The organism is Streptococcus sp. HMSC062H02, from assembly GCF_001813005.1.
GTDB lineage: Bacteria > Bacillota > Bacilli > Lactobacillales > Streptococcaceae > Streptococcus > Streptococcus oralis_S.
Genome location: NZ_KV811090.1, coordinates 236,038 through 255,439 on the forward strand (window position 1 = coordinate 236,038; position 19,402 = coordinate 255,439).

The 19,402-nt window shown below is 41.8% G+C and carries 14 protein-coding genes and 3 pseudogenes; 15 read left to right on the forward strand and 2 right to left on the reverse strand.

Translation table 11 applies throughout. From position 1 onward, the window contains the following. Positions 1–40 precede the first annotated feature (40 nt). A complete protein-coding gene (locus tag HMPREF2885_RS01230; protein WP_000532894.1) occupies positions 41–757 on the forward strand; it encodes a YebC/PmpR family DNA-binding transcriptional regulator in 717 nt (238 codons plus the stop codon). Positions 758–806: 49 nt separating this feature from the next. On the opposite strand, the gene HMPREF2885_RS01235 is transcribed toward HMPREF2885_RS01230, so the two are convergent. After that, positions 807–1,511 carry a CD20-like domain-containing protein gene (locus HMPREF2885_RS01235; RefSeq protein ID WP_065371557.1) on the reverse strand — a complete coding sequence of 235 codons (705 nt, stop codon included), beginning with the start codon at positions 1,509–1,511 and terminating at the stop codon, positions 807–809. A gap of 192 nt (positions 1,512–1,703) precedes the next feature. Here HMPREF2885_RS01235 and HMPREF2885_RS01240 point away from each other — a divergent pair, with 192 nt between their 5' ends. The 10 genes and pseudogenes from HMPREF2885_RS01240 to HMPREF2885_RS10300 form a co-directional block, all read left to right on the forward strand. Beyond that, positions 1,704–2,165 (forward strand): MarR family winged helix-turn-helix transcriptional regulator, encoded by a 462-nt coding sequence (locus HMPREF2885_RS01240; RefSeq protein ID WP_000360526.1) that lies wholly within the window; start codon positions 1,704–1,706, stop codon positions 2,163–2,165. Continuing rightward, positions 2,149–3,918: an ABC transporter ATP-binding protein gene (locus HMPREF2885_RS01245; RefSeq protein WP_065371558.1), complete on the forward strand. Its 1,770-nt coding sequence runs from the start codon at positions 2,149–2,151 to the stop codon at positions 3,916–3,918. Before HMPREF2885_RS01240 ends, HMPREF2885_RS01245 begins: the two co-directional genes overlap by 17 nt. Beyond that, positions 3,908–5,668 carry an ABC transporter ATP-binding protein gene (locus HMPREF2885_RS01250; protein ID WP_065371559.1) on the forward strand — a complete coding sequence of 587 codons (1,761 nt, stop codon included), beginning with the start codon at positions 3,908–3,910 and terminating at the stop codon, positions 5,666–5,668. Before HMPREF2885_RS01245 ends, HMPREF2885_RS01250 begins: the two co-directional genes overlap by 11 nt. 96 nt (positions 5,669–5,764) lie before the next feature. After that, the gene (locus tag HMPREF2885_RS01255) at positions 5,765–6,268 is read left to right on the forward strand and encodes a phosphatase PAP2 family protein (protein ID WP_065371560.1); all 504 of its coding nucleotides are present in this window, start codon (positions 5,765–5,767) and stop codon (positions 6,266–6,268) included. A 113-nt stretch (positions 6,269–6,381) separates the two neighbouring features. Beyond that, positions 6,382–6,828, forward strand: coding sequence for a LytTR family DNA-binding domain-containing protein (locus tag HMPREF2885_RS01260; RefSeq protein ID WP_000776591.1), 447 nt, complete (start codon positions 6,382–6,384; stop codon positions 6,826–6,828). A gap of 5 nt (positions 6,829–6,833) precedes the next feature. Then, positions 6,834–7,508 (forward strand): LiaF transmembrane domain-containing protein, encoded by a 675-nt coding sequence (locus tag HMPREF2885_RS01265; RefSeq protein WP_065371562.1) that lies wholly within the window; start codon positions 6,834–6,836, stop codon positions 7,506–7,508. 104 nt (positions 7,509–7,612) lie between these two features. Further along, positions 7,613–7,801 carry a 50S ribosomal protein L28 gene (gene rpmB, locus HMPREF2885_RS01270; RefSeq protein WP_001140948.1) on the forward strand — a complete coding sequence of 63 codons (189 nt, stop codon included), beginning with the start codon at positions 7,613–7,615 and terminating at the stop codon, positions 7,799–7,801. Between the two features lie 3 nt (positions 7,802–7,804). Then, positions 7,805–8,125 (forward strand): annotated as a pseudogene (locus HMPREF2885_RS01275) (LPXTG cell wall anchor domain-containing protein); the annotation flags it as partial. A gap of 21 nt (positions 8,126–8,146) precedes the next feature. Further along, positions 8,147–11,848 carry an SspB-related isopeptide-forming adhesin gene (locus tag HMPREF2885_RS01280; protein WP_070656882.1) on the forward strand — a complete coding sequence of 1,234 codons (3,702 nt, stop codon included), beginning with the start codon at positions 8,147–8,149 and terminating at the stop codon, positions 11,846–11,848. 62 nt (positions 11,849–11,910) lie between these two features. Next, positions 11,911–12,176, forward strand: a pseudogene (locus HMPREF2885_RS10300) (hypothetical protein); the annotation flags it as partial. On the opposite strand, the pseudogene HMPREF2885_RS09800 reads toward HMPREF2885_RS10300, so the two are convergent. Next, positions 12,163–12,385, reverse strand: a pseudogene (locus HMPREF2885_RS09800) (transposase family protein); the annotation flags it as partial. The pseudogenes HMPREF2885_RS10300 and HMPREF2885_RS09800 sit on opposite strands and share 14 nt — an antisense overlap. Positions 12,386–12,750: 365 nt before the next feature. Between HMPREF2885_RS09800 and rpmB (HMPREF2885_RS01290) the strand changes: the two are divergent. The 4 genes from rpmB (HMPREF2885_RS01290) to HMPREF2885_RS01305 all read left to right on the forward strand — a co-directional run. Then, positions 12,751–12,939 (forward strand): 50S ribosomal protein L28, encoded by a 189-nt coding sequence (gene rpmB, locus HMPREF2885_RS01290; protein WP_001140948.1) that lies wholly within the window; start codon positions 12,751–12,753, stop codon positions 12,937–12,939. A 152-nt stretch (positions 12,940–13,091) separates the two neighbouring features. Continuing rightward, positions 13,092–13,457, forward strand: coding sequence for an Asp23/Gls24 family envelope stress response protein (locus HMPREF2885_RS01295; RefSeq protein ID WP_000216434.1), 366 nt, complete (start codon positions 13,092–13,094; stop codon positions 13,455–13,457). Between the two features lie 2 nt (positions 13,458–13,459). Beyond that, positions 13,460–15,127 carry a DAK2 domain-containing protein gene (locus HMPREF2885_RS01300; RefSeq protein WP_000036688.1) on the forward strand — a complete coding sequence of 556 codons (1,668 nt, stop codon included), beginning with the start codon at positions 13,460–13,462 and terminating at the stop codon, positions 15,125–15,127. Between the two features lie 176 nt (positions 15,128–15,303). Further along, positions 15,304–19,402: YSIRK-type signal peptide-containing protein (locus tag HMPREF2885_RS01305; RefSeq protein WP_070656886.1), on the forward strand; the 4,099-nt coding region annotated here is incomplete at its 3' end.

Genomic DNA, 19,402 nt, shown 5'->3' on the forward strand with positions numbered 1-19,402 from the left:
ATAATAAGAAAGATTAAAATGTGAAAAAAGGAGATTCCTAATGGGACGTAAATGGGCCAATATCGTAGCCAAGAAAACGGCTAAAGATGGAGCTAACTCTAAAGTATATGCAAAATTTGGTGTAGAAATCTATGTAGCAGCTAAAAAAGGGGATCCAGACCCAGAATCAAACACTGCTTTGAAATTCGTTATCGACCGTGCTAAACAAGCCCAAGTGCCGAAACACGTTATCGATAAAGCGATTGATAAAGCCAAAGGAAACACAGACGAAACCTTTACAGAAGGACGTTATGAAGGTTTTGGACCAAATGGTTCTATGTTGATTGTGGATACCTTGACTTCAAACGTCAACCGTACCGCAGCTAATGTCCGTGCAGCTTTTGGTAAAAACGGCGGAAACATGGGTGCTTCAGGTTCGGTTTCATACCTCTTTGACAACAAGGGTGTGATCGTATTTGCAGGTGAGGACGCTGATGCAGTCTTTGAGCAATTGCTCGAAGCAGATGTGGATGTGGACGATGTAGAAGCAGAAGAAGGAACAATCACGGTTTATACAGCTCCAACAGACCTTCACAAGGCTATCGTTGCCCTTCGTGAGTCTGGCATCGAAGAATTCCAAGTGACTGAATTGGAAATGATTCCTCAGTCTGAAGTGGAATTGTCAGGCGAAGACCTTGAAACCTTTGAAAAACTTTACAGCGTTCTTGAAGACGATGAAGACGTACAAAAGATCTACACAAACGTAGATGGATTCTAATAGAAAAACGAACAGTTTTACTAGCTGTTCGTTTTTTTGATATTTGAACTTAGACTCTAGTTTCAGAATCGTTTTGTTTCTTGCTTTTTTCTAGACCTAGACCGACTGCATGTTTTTGAACGAGCAAGAGTTGCCCATTGTCTTGTTTTGCAAAAGTTAGGGTAACCGTCTTGATCTTGTCACCAATGGAGATATAGGTGACTTTTCTCGTATTGTACCCCCCAATAGTGGAGTCAAACTCGGAGTCTGGCAGTCCGTGTTTTTTGATAATATCCTTGTAGTTGGTGCCACCTTTTCCTTTGTTGTCAAGGTCACCTTCGATTAAGGCGTCGAACTGTTCTTGGGTCCAGGTGAAGGTATCGTTTTCTTCCTCCTCAGGGATGGAATAGGCGCTATCATCTGTCAAGTCGCTTTCTTCTTCGCGTTCCATTGAGGCACTCGCCTCGCTGTAGGAACGGTTAAACTCCCTGACAAACTCTTTGTAGACATTAGCGTACAGTACCTGGGTCGTAAAGAAAAGTACAACTGAAGCAACTGCAAGGGATGTTCCGATAATGGCCATTGTTTTCCGTTTTTTGAGGTTGACGATAAGGCCGATAATCCCCAAGATAAATGCAACAATGGCGATGAAAAACGATAGATAGTTAATAAATGGGATCCAAGATCCTAAAAGTGCGATGGCTCCAAAAATGGTTGCTAAGATTCCTAAAACTCTTTGTTCTTCTGGTTTCATTTGAACGTTTTCTCCCTTCATCGAGTGAATGGATTTCTATCCACAGTAGTTAGTGCTTATTATAGAAAAAATATTGCCTAATGTCAATTTAAACTAAAATAGTTCTCATGGAAACTTTTTTCTTGACATCTTTTCTGAAAATGGTAAAATAGTTCTCATGGAAACTTAAATAGTTCTTGTGAGAACTATATTTGTCGTGAGAAAGGAGCAATCATGGACAAGCCGATGTTAATGTTCAAACGTTTTGGACACCAGGTTCATCTGATGGTACAGAAAGAAGCCAAGCGATGTGGCATTGAATTTATGGGTGGACCGCAAGGGCAGGTTCTGCGTTTTTTAGATCATTGTGAACAAAAAGAGGAACTGGTCTTGATTAAGGATATCGAGCAGGAACTCAATATTACCAAATCTGTGGCGAGTAATCTAGTCAAGCGCATGGTACAAAATGGTTTGGTCGAGTTAGAGGCGAGCCCGAGCGATAAGCGGGCAAAATTTGTTCGCCTGACGGAGAAATCGCGTTCGCAGATGCAAAAAGTTAAAGCTTTTTTTGATCGGATCGATCAGAGTCTGCTAGAGGGCGTTTCAAAGTCAGACTTAGCAATCTTTGAAAAGGTACTCGGGCAATTGCAAGAAAATGTTGAGAAGATAGGAGGAGAGAATGAAGAAACTCGCTAAACGTATTACAGGAAAAGAGTGGGGAATGATCATCCTTACGATTCTGTTCACTTGTTTCTCGGTCTATCTCGAGTTAGAGGTGCCGACTTATATTTCGCAAATTACAGAATTACTGGGAACGTCTGGAACGCAGTTGGGTGAACTCTGGTCACCAGCTGCGAAGATGATTGGATTGTCTTTATTGGCTTTCTTTTCATCTGTTATGGTTGGTTTCTTTGCTGCTCGTGTTGCAGCATCCTATACAACCCATCTACGTAGAGACGTATTTCATCGTGTTTTAGATTTTTCACAGACAGAGATTAAACGTTTTTCAATCCCCAGTCTTTTGACTCGGACGACCAATGATATCACACAGGTACAGATGCTCTTTACCATGGGATTACAGGTAGTGACTCGTGGGCCGATTATGGCTATCTGGGCCATTGGAAAAATCCTTGGTAAGTCCGAATACTGGCTCTGGGCAGTCGTTGTGGCTGTTATTGTGAATGTCTTGATGACCACCGTTCTCATGACTCTGGCCTTTCCAAAACAATCTGTCATCCAAAAATTGACAGATAAACTCAATAGCATCACTCGTGAAAGCTTGACAGGGATTCGGGTTGTTCGTGCTTATAATGCTGAGGATTACCAAGATGAGAAATTTGAAGCAGCCAATGATGAAGTGACGCGTCTCAATCTCTTTGTCAATCGATTGATGGCGATTATGAACCCGATTATGATGGCAATTTCCAGTGGTTTGACCTTAGCTATTTACTGGATTGGTGCCTATATCATCAACGATGCAAGTTTGACAGAACGTCTGCCACTCTTTAGTGATATGGTGGTCTTCATGTCCTATGCTATGCAGGTCGTGATGGGCTTCCTTCTCATGGGAGCACTCTTTATCGTTCTTCCTCGTACCTTGGTTTCGGCAGGACGTATCAATCAAGTATTGGATCTGCATTCTTCTATTGAAAATCCTAGTCATGCCCAGACAGCGGATCCTTCAGTTCAAGGACAAGTGGAATTCCGTGATGTGACTTTCCGCTACTCTAAAAACTCAGAAGCAGTCGTGGAACATGTCACTTTCAAAGCAGAAGCGGGTCAAACCGTAGCCTTCATCGGATCGACTGGATCAGGTAAGTCTACACTTGTCAACCTCTTGCCACGTTTTTACGACGTTTCTGATGGAGAAATCCTAGTGGACGGAGTTAATGTGCAAGATTACGATTTGGAAGATTTGCGCAATAAGGTCGGCTATATTCCACAAAAAGCTGTACTCTTTTCTGGAGATGTCAAGGGGAACTTGGACTTTGGTAAGAGTCAAGAAAGTCCTCTAAGTGAGGCTGCTATGTGGCAAGCTCTTGAATTGGCCCAGTCTAAAGCATTTATCGAGGACAAGGAAGCAGGTCTTGCATCAGAAGTAGCCCAAGGTGGAACCAACTTCTCAGGAGGTCAAAGACAGCGTTTGGCCATTGCACGCGCCTTGGCTCGTAAACCAGAGATTCTCATCTTTGATGATTCCTTCTCAGCCTTGGACTACAAGACAGATCGTGTCCTACGCCAAGAGCTAGCAGAGAAAACAAAATCCATGACCAAACTCATCGTAGCGCAACGGATTTCTACCATTATGGACGCCGACCTGATCTTAGTTTTGGATCAAGGTAAAGTCGTGGGACAAGGCACCCACAAGGAACTTCTTGCAACCAACGAAGTCTACCAAGAAATTGCCTACTCACAACTATCAAAGGAGGAATTGGAACATGGAAAATAAAAAAGTTTCGGTCTGGAAACAGTGCAAACCTTATATGGCAGGCCTCCAACTCCCTCTCCTAATAGCAGTTGTGGCTGCAGTCATTTCAAGTATCATTACCGTTTATGGTCCAACTAAGATTAAAGAAATTACTAACTTGATTTCAGATGGCTTGGCTACAGAAATCGACTTGGTAGCTGTGTCAAACATTGCTGGATTTTTGGTTGTTCTATATGTATTTGGCGCCATCCTTAACTATACGCAGGCCTATATCTTTTCAACAAGTATCCAACATTTTTCAAAACGCTTGCGGACAGCAATCGCTGAAAAAATCAATCGTTTGCCACTTGGCTATTTTGACCGCCATTCACAAGGAGACACTCTATCTCGTGTGACCAACGATGTGGATACGGCGGCGCAATCTCTCAACCAAAGTCTAGGGGCAGTTCTTTCAGCTAGTTTCTTGTTGATTGCTGTCTTGGTGACCATGTTTGGGATGAACTGGATTTTGGCATTGGTAACAGTTGTATCAACCCTTGTTGGTTTTGCGGCGGTTTCCGTAATCATGGCCAAGTCACAGGGTTATTTTAAAGCCCAACAAAATAATCTAGCAGCCGTCAATGGTTATGTGGAAGAGATGTACTCTGGCCATAATGTAGTGACCAGCTACAACGCAGTGGACACCTCCAAAGCGAGATTTGCAGGTTTAAACCAAGACTTGCATGATAGTATTTGGAAATCTCAGTTTATCTCTGGTATCATGATGCCAGCCATGTTCTTTGTTGGGAACTTTAGTTATGTCTTAGTCATCATCGTTGGGGCCGCGCTGGCGTTAGAAGGACATATCACGATAGGGATTATTGTAGCTTTTATGGTTTACGTACGGACCTTCTCCCAACCTCTGTCACAGATTGCCCAAGGGATTACGAGCTTGCAACAAGCGAGTGCAGCCATGACTCGTGTATTAGAATTTCTAGCTGAAGCTGAGATGCAGGATGAATCTCATAAGGAAAGACAATTGGCCCATATGAAAGGGGAAGTAGTCTTTGATCATGTGTCCTTTGGCTATACACCAGAGCGCACCATTATCCATGACTTTTCTGCGACAGCTCATGCAGGTCAGAAGGTTGCTATCGTTGGACCGACTGGGGCTGGGAAGACAACCATTGTCAATCTTTTGATGAAGTTCTATGAGATAGATAAGGGAAGTATCCGCATCGATGGTGTGGATACCAAGGATATGAAGCGTTCGGAAGTACACGATGCCTTTTCAATGGTCTTGCAGGACACTTGGCTCTTTGAAGGAACCATTCGAGAGAACCTGATTTATAATCAGACAGACATCAGTGATGAACGAATGATGGAAGCCAGCAAGGCTGTGGGAATCCACCACTTTATCATGACCTTGCCAGACGGCTACGATACGGTTTTGGATGACACCGTGACCTTGTCTGTTGGACAAAAACAGCTCTTGACCATTGCTCGTGCCCTTCTCAAGGATGCACCGCTCTTGATTTTGGATGAAGCGACATCTTCAGTCGACACACGTACAGAGGAGTTGATTCAAAAAGCCATGGACCGTTTGATGGAGGGTCGAACTTCCTTTGTCATCGCCCACCGTTTGTCAACTATTCGTAATGCCGATTTGATTCTTGTCATGAAAGATGGCAATATCATCGAACAAGGCAATCACGAGGAGCTGATGGCACAAGGTGGCTTCTACGCTGACTTGTACAATAGTCAATTTACAGAAGACGAAGCAGAAGAATAAAACCAAAGAAGGCTTGACGGCCTTCTTTTTCTGCACTATACTAGAAGACAAACGTCTCACCAGTAGACAAAAACAAGGTAATGAATGAGAAATTTAATGAAAAATTATCAAAAATGGTATCGAAATATCAGCTCGAGACTAATCAGTCATCCCACTCTTTTATTTCTATTACGCAGTTTCAATCGTTTAATGACAGTCGCCATGTCCCTGGTCTATCTGATCTTGCTAGTCACCACTTACCTGCAACTAGGATTGGGTCAGCAAGTTGGGGTTTATGTGCTTATTCCTGCATCAGGTTTTGTGATTTTGTCTCTTTTTCGTAAGAAAATCAACCACCCGCGGCCTTATGAAACTTGGGATATCTGTCCCCTGCTTGAAAAAGATAGCTCGGGACAGTCGATGCCCAGTCGCCATGTTTTTTCGGCAACTATCATCTCCATGGCCTGTCTGCATGCTAGTCTACCTGTTGGCTTAGCATGCTTGGTCTTTTCAGCTTTGCTGGGCTTGGTGAGGGTTTTAGGGGGTGTTCATTATCCCAAGGATGTCTTGGTTGGCTATGCTTGTGGTCTGGTGTGGGGATTCCTTTTCTTCCTATTCTGACATGTAAGTTAAGCTAGTCCTACAACCACTTACTGCTTCAAATTGACCACTTGCTTTTTTGCCCTTGTATTCCTAACTTAGCTTTGATATAGTAGAGTCAGAAAGGAGATGTGATGAAGTTACGAATTGAGATTGACGGCAATTTAGAGGAGACTGAAATTGTCATCAAGACCCCCACTTTGACAGATGAAATTGCAGATTTGCAACGACTCTTGCAAGAGTCAAAGGCTCCGAGGTTGACTTTTTACAAGGGGACAGGTGAATATTATCTAGACCTGTCAGAAATTCTCTTCTTTGAAACAGAAGGGAGCAAGATCTACGCTCATAACCAGAAGGAAGCCTATGAAGTTCGTCTCAAACTTTATGAGTTGGAGTCCATCTTGCCTCGCTATTTTAGTCGAGTGTCCAAGTCAACCATCGCAAATATCCGTCAGATTTACTCAGTGGACAAGTCCTTTTCAGGAACGGGCACCATTTCCTTCTATCAGACGCACAAGGAGGTTCATGTCTCACGGCATTACCAATCCCTCCTAAAAGAAAATCTAAGAAACATGAGGTAAAAAAGATGAAAAAGAAAGCATTTGGTATTATTTTATTGGTTTTAGCAGCTTGGATCTTGCTGCAAGGGAATTTTGGAATTCCTTCTTTGGATGGCAAGATATGGCCTTTACTAGGTATCGCCTTTTTTGCTTATAAGTCCATTGAGTCCATCCTTAGACGCCATCTCACTTCGGCAGTTTTTACAGGGTTACTAGCGCTCATCATTGCAAATTACGCTTATGACTTGTTACCAGTTACCAATCATTCTCTCATCTGGGCTAGTATCTTAGCAGTTCTAGGTGTCGGTTATCTGACGCACTCAAGTAAGTTCTGGAATGAAAAAAAATGGTGGTACGATGGGAAAAAAACAGTCGTCACGGATAAGGAAGTCGCTTTTGGTAGCGGGACCTTCTATAAGCAAGATCAAGATCTCGTAGATGACCAAGTGGAAGTCGCTTTTGGGGATGCTAAAATCTACTATGATAATGCAGAGATGTTAGGTGATTTTGCAACTTTAAATATTGAAGTGGCCTTTGGGAATGCAACCGTCTATGTTCCACAACACTGGCGTGTCGATTTGAAAGTAGAAACATCCTTTGGCGCAGCTAAGGCGGAAGCTCCTGTAGCCCTAACCAGCAAAACTTTGATTATTCGTGGGGAAGTTGCTTTTGGTAAACTTGGAGTTGTTTACGTTAAATAAAAAATCATCGAATTTCCTTGCTAAAATAGAGAAAGTGTGCTAACATAGTGCTGCATGTGGTGCTAGCACATCCGCTATATTAGATCTAATAGGAGGAAAACACAATGGCTAAAGTATGTTACTTTACAGGTCGTAAGACTGTATCAGGAAACAACCGTTCACACGCGATGAACCAAACAAAACGTGCCGTAAAACCAAACCTTCAAAAAGTTACTGTTCTTATCGATGGTAAACCTAAAAAAGTTTGGGCTTCAGCTCGTGCTTTGAAATCAGGTAAAGTTGAACGCGTTTAATAAAAAGGGAAGTCACAAATTGGAACAGCATCTACGTCAACAGGTCAGACAGTGCATGATATTACGAAATCACCTGTTCAAACTAGCACAGGTGATTCTATTGTCAGCACTCAAAATGGGCATCTTATCCTTTCAGATGGTTCTGTAGTTGCTCCTGAAGCACTTGGAGCTGTTACAAATGAAGACAAGATAATCAGTGTTTCAACTGCGGATGGTAAAATGGTAACTTTGCCAAACACAGAAGCAGAACAAAGTTCCCCAGCTGTAATCGGTGGCATGTTGTTGACAACGGTTGGCTATTTCTACAAGAAAAAATTATTTTAATTAAATGAAGGAGAAAGAAATATGACCGAAAAAACACAAGGACACGGATATTTCCGTAAGAAAAAATGGGCTAAAGGCCTAGTATCAGGAATTGCAGTTGCAGGTATTGTAGCCTTCTCTGCAGGTTCTGTATTGGCGGATGAAGCAGTTCAGCCTGAAATTGAAAACGACAATAACATGTACGCTACACAAGCTGGTAAAGCAACAGGAAGCCAGTCTGTAGTGATTGATAATGGAGCAGTCACAAAGGCTGCTTCAACAGCTAAGCAAGCAGGAGTAGTGGTATCTGAGACATCAAGCATTGATAAGGGTACAAATACTACCTCATCAAGTCTTGAACAGTCTAAGGCTGAGATTAAACAAGACCAGACTAAGCAAATAAAGGCACTTGAAGAAACGACTGAAAAACAAGTCGAAAACAATACAGCCTTCAAGGAAGCGAAGGAAGCCATTCAAGCTAATAATAGCTTTGTGGCCACTGAAAAAGGCAAGCACGAACAATCAACAACTGTTACAGTGACGAATGATGGTTCGACTGCCTCAGATGGGACAGCGACTCAAAACAACAAAGCTACTCAAACAGCTAAGAAAGTCTTAGTAGAAAACCAGCAAGCTGTCTCAACCTACCTGGAAGAAAAAGGGAAGTACGAAGCTACTGTCAAACAAGCTACTGAATTAAATCAAGCAGTAGAAGCTGCTGTAATAGATTTGGAGAAAAAGGATGTAACGGTTAAGGTAGTGACACGTACCGTTTCTTCAATCGCAGAAGTAGAAGCATTGAAGAAACAAAATGACAAAGCTATTGCAGCTGCAAAAAGCAAAGTGGAGCTTAACAAAGCCATCATGGCTGCCTATGCAGAGAAGAAGAATGCTAGTGATCAAGTTAATCAAGATGCTGATCGTAAATCAACAGATTTGAAAAACTCTGGTGTACTTTTAACCTCTAAAACACAGGAAGTTTCTTCAGCTGATGAAGCGAATCAAATTGGGAAACAAAACCAAGCAGCTTATGACAAAGCTAAGCAGACCCAAGCGGAATGGCAGAAGAAGTACGATGAGCTTCGAGCTAAGACAAGCACGGAAGGCTACACAAAAGAAGTAGTCTTGCAAGCCATTAGTGTTGCGACAGCAAATCCTGAAGCAACAGTGGAGTCCTCTGCTCCAGGAGCGCAGGTAACTACTAAAGGTTACATTGCCTCATCAAAAGGAACCTCAGGCTATGCTCGTGTCCTTGACTCGACTAAAGTCTTGAAATACGAGGATGTTGGCACTGGATGGAAAACAGAAGTTGACTACACTAATCTGAAAGATTTGACTGTTTCAACTGCAGATGGTAAAAAGTATGATATTTCTCGTATCCACCGAAAATTTGAAATCCTTAATCAAGGAAAAACTGGATTGAATGATGTCTACGTCTTGAATGATCCAACAGAAGGATTCGTAGTAGCTCGTAATAATGGAACTGGTCGAGTTGAGGACTACATGAATTTCTTGGTTACGGATACCTACTACTACAACGTGGATGGGAAAGAAGTAGCTTTCAAAGCAAGTGAAAAGACGCCCGCAACGTTGACGTATTCCTCACTCAATTACAATCCTGTTGGTTGGGAAGGTGCGAAAGCCATTAACGGAACTCATGTTGAAATTAACGGCTCAACTGTAAGCTATAACAAGAATAATGGTTATGTTCGCGCTGAAGGCTACAACCGCCAACAAGATGTGGGGCATCTTTGGGATACATCTGACTCACCTTACCAATACAAGGGAGCTGCACTTGGTGTCTTTAAGGAAGGGACAGCCTTCACATCCGAATTTATCCAATGGGATGGACCAGATAATCCCGGTGGCCAAACTTACTGGTTTGCTTTGAATACGAAGGCTTTAGCGCCAGTTGTTGGAGTTCCAGCTACTGCAACCATTACTAAAACAACCGTGAAGCCAGTTAAGACTGAACCTGTATCAGCTGAATTGGTCAATGCGAAAAATCCAGCCAAACCAACCTTGGCGCTTAAAACTCTATCTGAAACTAAAAATCAGAAGTTATCCGCAAGCTATCACGGTTACAAATTGCAGTATAAACCTACTGTCCGCAAGTCTGTATCTGACACAGATAAAACGAATACAGATGGTCAAACAGTTGCTAAAAACGATACGCAGCTCTACACATTGAATCATGACAATATCTATGCGAACCTTAAAAAAGGTGACAAGATTACTATCATTGATCCACTCGAAGCTGGAGCAGTTCCTGATGTAGCTGTGACGAAAGCAACTGCAGAGAAAGCGGGATGGAGCGTTGCCTATGATGCAGGAAAGAATACTTATACCTTTACTGCAACCTACGAAGGGAAGCGCCTAGAAGCTCCTATGATTACCTGGAAGCCAATCTATGACAAAGGTTTCTATGACAACACTTATAAAGTGTTAGTGAATAACTACGAGGTTTACTCAAATACTGTTACGAACTATACACCGAAGCCACCAAAACCAGTCAAAGCTGTCTTGGATCGCTCTGGTAAGGATATCATTGGTGCTAAAACATTTGATCGTAACGTGACCTTCCGCTTGATGACAGACTACAGTTCTTATGCCAAAACTCTTGCTTCAGCGAGCGCACTTGGTAAGGAGTTTGCAATCTTAGATGATGTTCAAGACAAAGCCTTCACAGTTGACCACAGCAAGATCAAGATGACTGCTGCTGGTAAAGACGTGAAAAACCTATTTGACATGTATCATGTACTTTCAGATGCAGGACGTACTGATGCAATCAATAAAATTTTGAAGGAATTGAACTTGCAACCTAAAGGTGAGTTCTATCTCTGGGTAGCCAAGGATTCTAAGAGTTTCTATCAGAACTACGTGAAACCAAATAAGAATGTTACTGTTGATCTTCCAGCCAAACTCTTGGTTAAAGCAGGGGACAAAGTCGAGAATGACTTTAAACAGATTGACTTTGGGAATGGCTATCAATCAAACCTTGTGACTGTCTCAGTTCCTGATGTGAAGCCAGAGAAACATGCCCTGGATCAAAAGAATAATAAGAAAGTCTTGGACGGTCAAGAGGTACAGATTGGCCAATACATCCGCTATCTACTTGATGGCGTAACTGTTCCAGCTAAACATGATAGCCTCTTCCAATATGACGGTAGTGACCAGTTAGATGTGGTTCATGATCGATATACAGGTAAGTGGCAAGGCATTTTCAAGGGTACAGAGTACACAGCTGAGAAAGACCTTATCTTGCCTTATGATGTCATCCTGAAGGATGGTAAAGTAGTCAAAGCTGGTGACAAGATTGTCAAAGGTACAGCTTATGCCTTCTTATTTGAAGTGAACCAGGATACAAATCCTGACTTCCTCAAGAAGATTGTGGCCGTCAAATGGGACGAAAAAGCAGGCAAATGGTCGTATGTTATCAATCAAGACTTCCTAAACTCTCTAGGCGTTAAAGGAACCTTTGATGCAGACTTCTACATCGAGGTAGAACGTATCTCGGCTGGGAAGGTTGAAAATACCTTTATCAATACAGTCAATTTACAAGAGATGACAGCGAAAGTGACAACAACAACGCCAGAACCTCCAAAACCAGAGCCTAAAGAACCAGGCAAGCCACAACCGCAGCCATCACTTCCAAATACAGGAACAGCAGCAAGCATGCTTCCAGTTGTGGGAATGATTTTGGGATTGTTGGGTCTTGCAGGTTTTCGTAAGCATAAAAAATAGAACATCTAGTAATTCCCCCTCATCCATGGTATAATGAAGCCATAAAAAGAGGGGGAAGAGAGATGATAAAGGACACGAAAATGGATGCATATGTGACTAGAAGTGGTTATAGATACTACACTCCAACTCAAAAAAATCAGAAGTTACCAGGTCTGAAGAAGAGAAGAAGTGGAAACAAGGCCTACGTTGGCTAGGAAAAGCTGTCTGGTCAGGAATGGAAACCCTACCGAGTGTGATTGCGAAAGCTGCCGTTTTGATGGTTACGACTCCACTCATGTTTCTCCTCTTTATCTTTAATCTGATTAAGGGCTTGATTGCGACAGACATTTTTTTACAGATTTTACAGCGGAAACGGCGCTTTCTCAATCGAATGAGAGTCTTGTAACCCGCACACTCTAAATAGGGAATTTTTGATTCTTTCCGGAAGTCATATTTAGTCATTTGTCCTTGGAAGTGAGGGTATTTAGGAGCAGGATAATCCAGCTTAGCGATGATTTCTTTATGAGTTCCAGCATCTAGAACATCCAAAATAGTAATGTTCTAGTCTTTGATCCCCAGTGTGTTTGTGATAAAATTGAATGGTTCCATATAAGTCTTTTTAATGATGGTTTGGTCGCTTTTCATTATAGATCTTATGGGACTTTTTTCTACAACAAATAGGCTCCATCATTCCTACAGTGGTTTTACCCACTACAGAAATTACAGAGCCGAAACTTTTTCCAGTTTTTTGTCTGAAAAATCTCGCTTTCTTATGGAGTTATAAGGATATTTGACTAGTCCCAAAAATTTAGACACTAAAAAGTCTTCGAATTTCCTTGCCAAAATAGAGAAAGTGTGATAACATAGTACGGTATGTGGTGCTAGCACATCCGCTATATTAGATCTAATAGGAGGAAAACACAATGGCTAAAGTATGTTACTTTACAGGTCGTAAGACTGTATCAGGAAACAACCGTTCACACGCGATGAACCAAACAAAACGTGCCGTAAAACCAAACCTTCAAAAAGTTACTGTTCTTATCGATGGTAAACCTAAAAAAGTTTGGGCTTCAGCTCGTGCTTTGAAATCAGGTAAAGTTGAACGCGTTTAATAAAAATGAAAAGACCTAACTGGTCTTTTTCTTTTGCTCTAAGGATAAAACCATTTGAAAAATAGAGTAAATATCCGCAGATACAGCATTCTGCTTTTACACTTGGGCTGAAATATGATAAAATAGAGTATCAACTAGTTGAGGTAAAAAAAATGACTGTAAAAATTAATACAAAAGATGGTCAAATCGAACTGACAGATGAAGTGATTGCAACCGTAGTAGGTGGTGCCGCAACTGAGATTTTTGGAGTGGTCGGTATGGCTAGTAAAAATGCCCTCAAAGACAATTTCCAAGCCCTTCTTGGTAAGGAAAATTATTCTAAGGGTGTTGTTATAAAAGCAGCCGAAGATGGTAGCATTGCAGTTGATGTTTATACTGTATTGAGCTACGGAGTAAAGATAAGCGAAGTGTCAAAAAACATTCAAGAGCGTGTTCGTTTTAGTTTAGAAAATCAACTAGGAATTACTGCTCAGACTGTGAATGTCTACATTCAAAATATCAAAGTTGTAGGAGAATAATCGTGTCAAAAATTACTACCAGTTTATTCCAAGAGATGGTGCAAGCTGCATCAACTCGTTTGAATAAGCAAGCAGAATATGTCAATTCATTGAACGTCTTTCCAGTTCCAGATGGAGATACTGGGACAAACATGGGAATGACCATTGAAAATGGTGCCAAAGAAGTAGCAGATAAGCCTGCTTCTACAGTTGGAGAAGTAGCGAGCATTCTTGCTAAAGGTCTTTTGATGGGTGCGCGTGGGAACTCAGGGGTTATCACTTCTCAGCTCTTCCGTGGCTTCTCTCAGGCTATCAAGGAAAAAGATGAATTAACAGGTCAAGACTTGGCTCTTGCCTTCCAATCCGGTGTCGAAGTAGCTTATAAAGCGGTTATGAAACCAGTTGAAGGGACCATTTTGACTGTTTCTCGTGGAGCGGCTATTGGTGCCAAGAAAAAAGCGGAGCAAACAGATGATGCTGTTGAGGTCATGCGTGCAGCCTTGGAAGGCGCAAAAGCAGCTTTGGCTAAGACACCAGAAATGCTTCCAGTCCTTAAGGAAGTTGGTGTGGTAGACTCAGGTGGTCAAGGTTTGGTCTTCATCTACGAAGGATTCCTTTCAGCTCTTACTGGTGAATACAGTGCTTCTGAAGACTTTGTAGCTACTCCTGCCAACATGAGTGAAATGATTAATGCAGAGCACCACAAGTCTGTAGCAGGTCATGTGGCAACTGAGGATATTACCTTCGGTTACTGTACGGAGATCATGGTAGCCCTCAAACAAGGTCCAACTTATTCTAAGGACTTTGACTACGATGAATTCCGTAACTACTTGAATGACTTAGGCGACTCACTGCTTGTTGTCAACGATGATGAGATTGTCAAAGTTCACGTCCATACAGAAGATCCAGGTCTTGTCATGCAAGAAGGTCTCAAATATGGTAGCTTGATCAAGGTAAAAGTGGACAACATGCGTAACCAACACGAAGCGCAAGTTGAAAAAGAAGCAACTCAAGGCAACAAGCCTGCTGAAACAAAAGAGTATGCCCTTATCGCAGTAGTAGCTGGTCAAGGTTTAGCAGATATCTTCCGTGCCCAAGGTGTGGATTATGTTATCGAAGGTGGTCAGACAATGAACCCTTCAACAGAAGACTTTATCAAGGCTGTTGAACAGGTCAATGCTCGCAACATTATCTTCTTGCCAAACAACAAAAATATCTTTATGGCAGCTCAGTCTGCGGCTGAAGTGCTTGAACAACCTGCTGTTGTGGTAGAAGCACGTACAATTCCTCAAGGGTTGACCAGCCTTCTTGCCTTTGATCCAAGCAAATCAATCGAAGAAAACAAAGAGCGCATGACTGCGGCCCTTGGTGATGTCATCAGCGGTAGTGTAACAACAGCCGTTCGTGATACAACTATCGATGGATTAGCAATTCATGAAAATGATAATCTGGGTATGGTCGATGGGAAAATCCTCGTGTCAAATCCTGACATGCACCAAACCTTGACAGAAACTTTGAAACATATGTTGGACGAAGATAGTGAAATCGTAACCTTCTATGTCGGTGAAGACGGAAGCGAAGAACTTGCCAATGAAATTGCCCAAGAAATCGCAGAAGAATTTGAAGATGTTGAAGTAGAGATTCACCAAGGTCAACAACCCGTATATCCATATCTTTTCAGTGTGGAATAATGGTAAAAATTGAATGAAAACAACAGAAGGAGGCTGGTTTTTCAGCTTCCTTTTTCTATGCAAACGGAGTTATAAAGAAATTTATGTAGAAATGAACATTCTATTGGAAATTCGATTTACTATAAGTTATAATGATAAAGCTGTTATATTAGATTAAGTATGAATATAAAGGAGAAATGATGAAGAAAAAAATTTTTAATCAATCTTTTTCCCGCTTTTCAATTAGAAAGTTAAGTGTTGGGACCTGTTCGGTATTGCTAGGAACCTTTATGGTCATGGCTACTTCTCCAGTGCAAGCGGATGAAGCTCAAGTCAACAATAAGGAACAACAAACGCAGGCGGAAATTCAACAGAAGGAAAAAAGTGCTGAGAATGGGCAGGAAGTCATTTCTGAGCCTAAAAAAGTGGTAACACAGAACGAAGCGGTTAAGGAGCTGGAGGATAAAGCTGAACCGTCCAAAACAGAAGTATCTGCACCAGTCTCTCAGAGCCAACCAGTTTCTCAAGTTGACAATACGAAGGAAGCGAGTCAGCCTTCTTTAGATGAGGAGAAAAAGCAATCTCTAGAATCAACTCAAACTGAGCAGAAAAGCAAGGAAGAAAGTGGCTCTAGCGGGAAAACTTCTTCTAGGCGCAAGAGATCGCTAGATGAAGTCAATGCAGAATTTAAAACTCATTCGCCAATCAAGGATATCCATGCGGTAGATAGTGTTCGTGAGTCCATGACTTTTAGTATTACTGGACACGAAGCAGACTATTCTGGTGGGTATATCAAAATTCATTTCCAAAATGGGAAGGCTATTAAATTGACCCCTTCTCCAGTCGGTGGTGTAAAGTTCAGCCAAGAAAAAATAAATGGAGACCTTGATTTAAAGATAGAACCTGCAAATCTGAGAGGTGGAGCAAACTATAACTTCGTCTATACTTTTCAGATAGATCCTCTGACGCATAACTGGGGAGGTGCTGTCCAAGCAATTGGGCCGGACCATAAAGTGACCGCAACTGCTAAGCTCTATGACAAAAATGACAATGTCCTCAAAGAACTTGGAAGCATTGAACACACGTGGAAAGTCTTAGAAAACGGTGTAGGGGGTCTGACTCCAATGTCTGGCAATCAGGTCATTGGCTACGATCGAAATAACGATGGTATTGTCGACGATGATTCATCGGTCGTGTCCTACTATCTATTTAACGGTGCGAAAGATCCTAAGAATAATACGGCAAGAAATGATTACTTCAACTATGGAAATGGTGTCTTTGATGGTCGTATGATCAATGGTATGGGGATTAGTGATGTCGGGGGGAATATCATTGATCCTGTCACATCTTATACCTATAATATAGAGTTAAAAGAAGGTTATGAATTGACAGATGAAGCTAAAGCTCTAGGATGGACTGCCGATGCGACGGGTTACCATCTGACGATTAACAGAGCTAACAATCCGCTTCAAGATATTAATAACAATAAAAATAAGCTCATTCCAATTTCTTTCAAGTTAAAGAATGCCAAAGTAGCAGATATCAATAGAAAAGCGCAAAACCTAACCGTGACGGGTATCTATACGAAAGCAGATGGGACTAGCTATCAAAATACGGCCGTTCTTCCCTATACTCTCTTTGTTCAAAAAACAGATCAGCCAGAGTCTTCTCTCTTTGAATTTAGACACTATAATCAGTCTGACTCGGAGATGATTCGTTCTTATGGTGAAACAGAATACCGTTCTTATGTTCGACTTTCATCAGTTGCTGAGGTTGAAAAAGATTATCCTATCAATGACTACACGGTCACCCATAAAATACAGGATTCACGAGAGTCTTATCGAGAAGTCAATGCGATTGAGGATCGTTATTGGAATGAATTTTTCTCTTCACCGGATGCATCTGTAGAAGTATACAATAAAGCTACAGGTGAGTTATTAGGCACTTTTAACAGTAGCACTCGTAGTCTACGACTGACGGAAGAGCAAGATGTGAAGGAACTGGAGTACAAGTTTAAAAACATCAAGATGAGGAAGTCCTCAACAAATGATACATCAATGTTTGTTTTCCAAACCAAAACACGTTTTAATAATTGGGAAAGTCTCTATAAAGACTCGACGATTAGTAAGTTGGATTCTAGAACGGATTCCACTTTTAAGAATACTCGTAACACTGTTTCCTTATCTCAAACGGCCTCAGCCGAATTAACACGCGTTAGCCAGCAAATTTCGATGATTGGACGCCGTCGGACAGATGTCTTCAATCGACACACAGATGCTTCTGGTTTTAAGGAAGATTTTATCACAAGGACTGCGGGTAAAGAAACTCCTACTCAGAACTTCGCAAACTTGACGGGAGTTTACCATCTGGCTTATTTGGCTGATCCACAATTAAACTTTAGTGGAAATCCTAATTTTAAGGTCTATTATAATTACAAAGATACTGGGAAAACTCTCTACTATGCCCAAGTAAAGGGGACTCCAGACTCCCCTATGCCTGCAACACTTTTGAAGTTAGAAAACAAGACGATTCCAAATGGGACCTACACCTATAAAGCGATTGCTTTTTGGGACGAGGAACTTCCTGACGTTCAAGCTCAGAATGGTTACGACTTAGGGGAGCTCGACGGCATTACAGTTACCTCGAAAAATTCGGTTTCTTATGACTTCGATGTGATCGTACAGGCTTCTGAAGCGAGTGGTGTCTACTCTGAAGTGAAGAGAGCTACAGATCAACACTTTGCCTATAATACCCAAGAGCACTATCCTGGTGATGAGATTGATTTCAGAGTGACCTATAAAAACGCAGCGAAACAGGCGGTTTCAGATGTCTATGTTTTATCATCCCTGCCGATGAAAGGCGATAAACAGCTAGAATCCAGAAATCGTGGTTCTGAATTTACAGTGAGTTTGACAAAAGCTTTAACACCACCTTCAGGCTGGGAGGTTCAATATAGTCGTATCGCGGGTACTGCTGCAGAAATTAATGCTTCACAATGGCTCACAGCAGATCAAGTGTCGGATTGGTCAGAGATTCGTGCAGTTCGTTGGCATTCGACTGCTCCGGTTGCTGCTGGAAGTAGGGTTCAATTTCCTATCGATGGAGCAGTTATCGGGCAAGATACTGCCCCAGGTGCTACGGCTTATCTTTCTTCGGCTCTGGCAAATGGCAGTTCCAAGTACACTGAGTCCAATAATGTTTCAATCCAAATGTCTACCAAACTGTCATCTGCAAGTTTTACCTTTGTGGATGTAAATGATCCGTCTAAGGAAGTGCAACTAGGCCAGGTAGACACAGTTGTAGGAAAATCTAATGGACCAATTTCTTATGATCCTGCTCGTCGAATTAAGAAATTGGAAGATGCAGGATATGAACTGATCAGTAACGATTTTATAGATCATACCTTTGGTGACTCGGCTAGTCCAAAACAATTCAAGTTTCAGTTTAGACACAAGATTACAGAACTAACCGAAACTGTTCGTGGAACTCGTGAAATTAATTATGAGTATTACAGAAAAGCAAAAAATCCTGATTTATCGCTTCTTCCTCCCAGACATGTAGAATCCCATTCGTTTACTCGAACGAAGAGAATCGATCAGGTTTTGGCAAAAATCCACCCAAATGATGCGACAGCAGGTGTGACTTACTCAGCCTGGTCTGTAGACCAAACTTGGTCTCAAGTGATTTCGCCTGAAATTCCTGGCTATTACCCAGGTGAAGATATTGACGCAAATACATTGTCGGGAGATGAGGCTCTTGATCAATATTGGATTAGTGCGATAAATCCGAGCGATGAAGAGTTGGAAAAAGAATTCTCTTGGGATAGGTTGGTGTATTATGTTCCGCTTCCAGTTGTACCTTCAGCAAGTGTAGCGAAATCTAAAGGCTTTCAAGGGCAGAAGCAGGCAGCAACGATTCAATTTGATGAGGATAGAGCAAGCGAGAGTGCGGTTCACTTTACAAAAGGGACAACAACCATTAATGGAGCAAAGAAATCCGTCGAACTAGTCCAAAGTAGTGTCTTTCTTTATGATGAGAATGGACAAAAGGTAACTTCGCTAACCATTGCCAACCAAGGGACGTACGATTTAGATCTTGTAAATAAAACAATTGTCTTTACTCCACTGAAAACCTTCTATGGTCCGGCAACTCCAGTTCGAGTTGGAGTGGTGGATAAAAATGGAGAGTCGGCTGTAACGACCTATACCCCAGTTGTTGAGAAAGTAACGCCAACTGGTACAGGTGATAAGACAGAAGGACTTCAAGGTCAGGTCCAAGAAGGTAAAGTGACCTTCA

Bases quoted from the DNA above. Each gene is read 5' to 3' on its own strand.
- HMPREF2885_RS01230 (WP_000532894.1), top strand. From the start codon at position 41: ATGGGACGTAAATGGGCCAATATCGTAGCCAAGAAAACGGCTAAAGAT.
- HMPREF2885_RS01235 (WP_065371557.1), bottom strand. From the start codon at position 1,511: ATGAAGGGAGAAAACGTTCAAATGAAACCAGAAGAACAAAGAGTTTTA.
- HMPREF2885_RS01240 (WP_000360526.1), top strand. From the start codon at position 1,704: ATGGACAAGCCGATGTTAATGTTCAAACGTTTTGGACACCAGGTTCAT.
- HMPREF2885_RS01245 (WP_065371558.1), top strand. From the start codon at position 2,149: ATGAAGAAACTCGCTAAACGTATTACAGGAAAAGAGTGGGGAATGATC.
- HMPREF2885_RS01250 (WP_065371559.1), top strand. From the start codon at position 3,908: ATGGAAAATAAAAAAGTTTCGGTCTGGAAACAGTGCAAACCTTATATG.
- HMPREF2885_RS01255 (WP_065371560.1), top strand. From the start codon at position 5,765: ATGAAAAATTATCAAAAATGGTATCGAAATATCAGCTCGAGACTAATC.
- HMPREF2885_RS01260 (WP_000776591.1), top strand. From the start codon at position 6,382: ATGAAGTTACGAATTGAGATTGACGGCAATTTAGAGGAGACTGAAATT.
- HMPREF2885_RS01265 (WP_065371562.1), top strand. From the start codon at position 6,834: ATGAAAAAGAAAGCATTTGGTATTATTTTATTGGTTTTAGCAGCTTGG.
- rpmB (WP_001140948.1), top strand. From the start codon at position 7,613: ATGGCTAAAGTATGTTACTTTACAGGTCGTAAGACTGTATCAGGAAAC.
- HMPREF2885_RS01280 (WP_070656882.1), top strand. From the start codon at position 8,147: ATGACCGAAAAAACACAAGGACACGGATATTTCCGTAAGAAAAAATGG.
- rpmB (WP_001140948.1), top strand. From the start codon at position 12,751: ATGGCTAAAGTATGTTACTTTACAGGTCGTAAGACTGTATCAGGAAAC.
- HMPREF2885_RS01295 (WP_000216434.1), top strand. From the start codon at position 13,092: ATGACTGTAAAAATTAATACAAAAGATGGTCAAATCGAACTGACAGAT.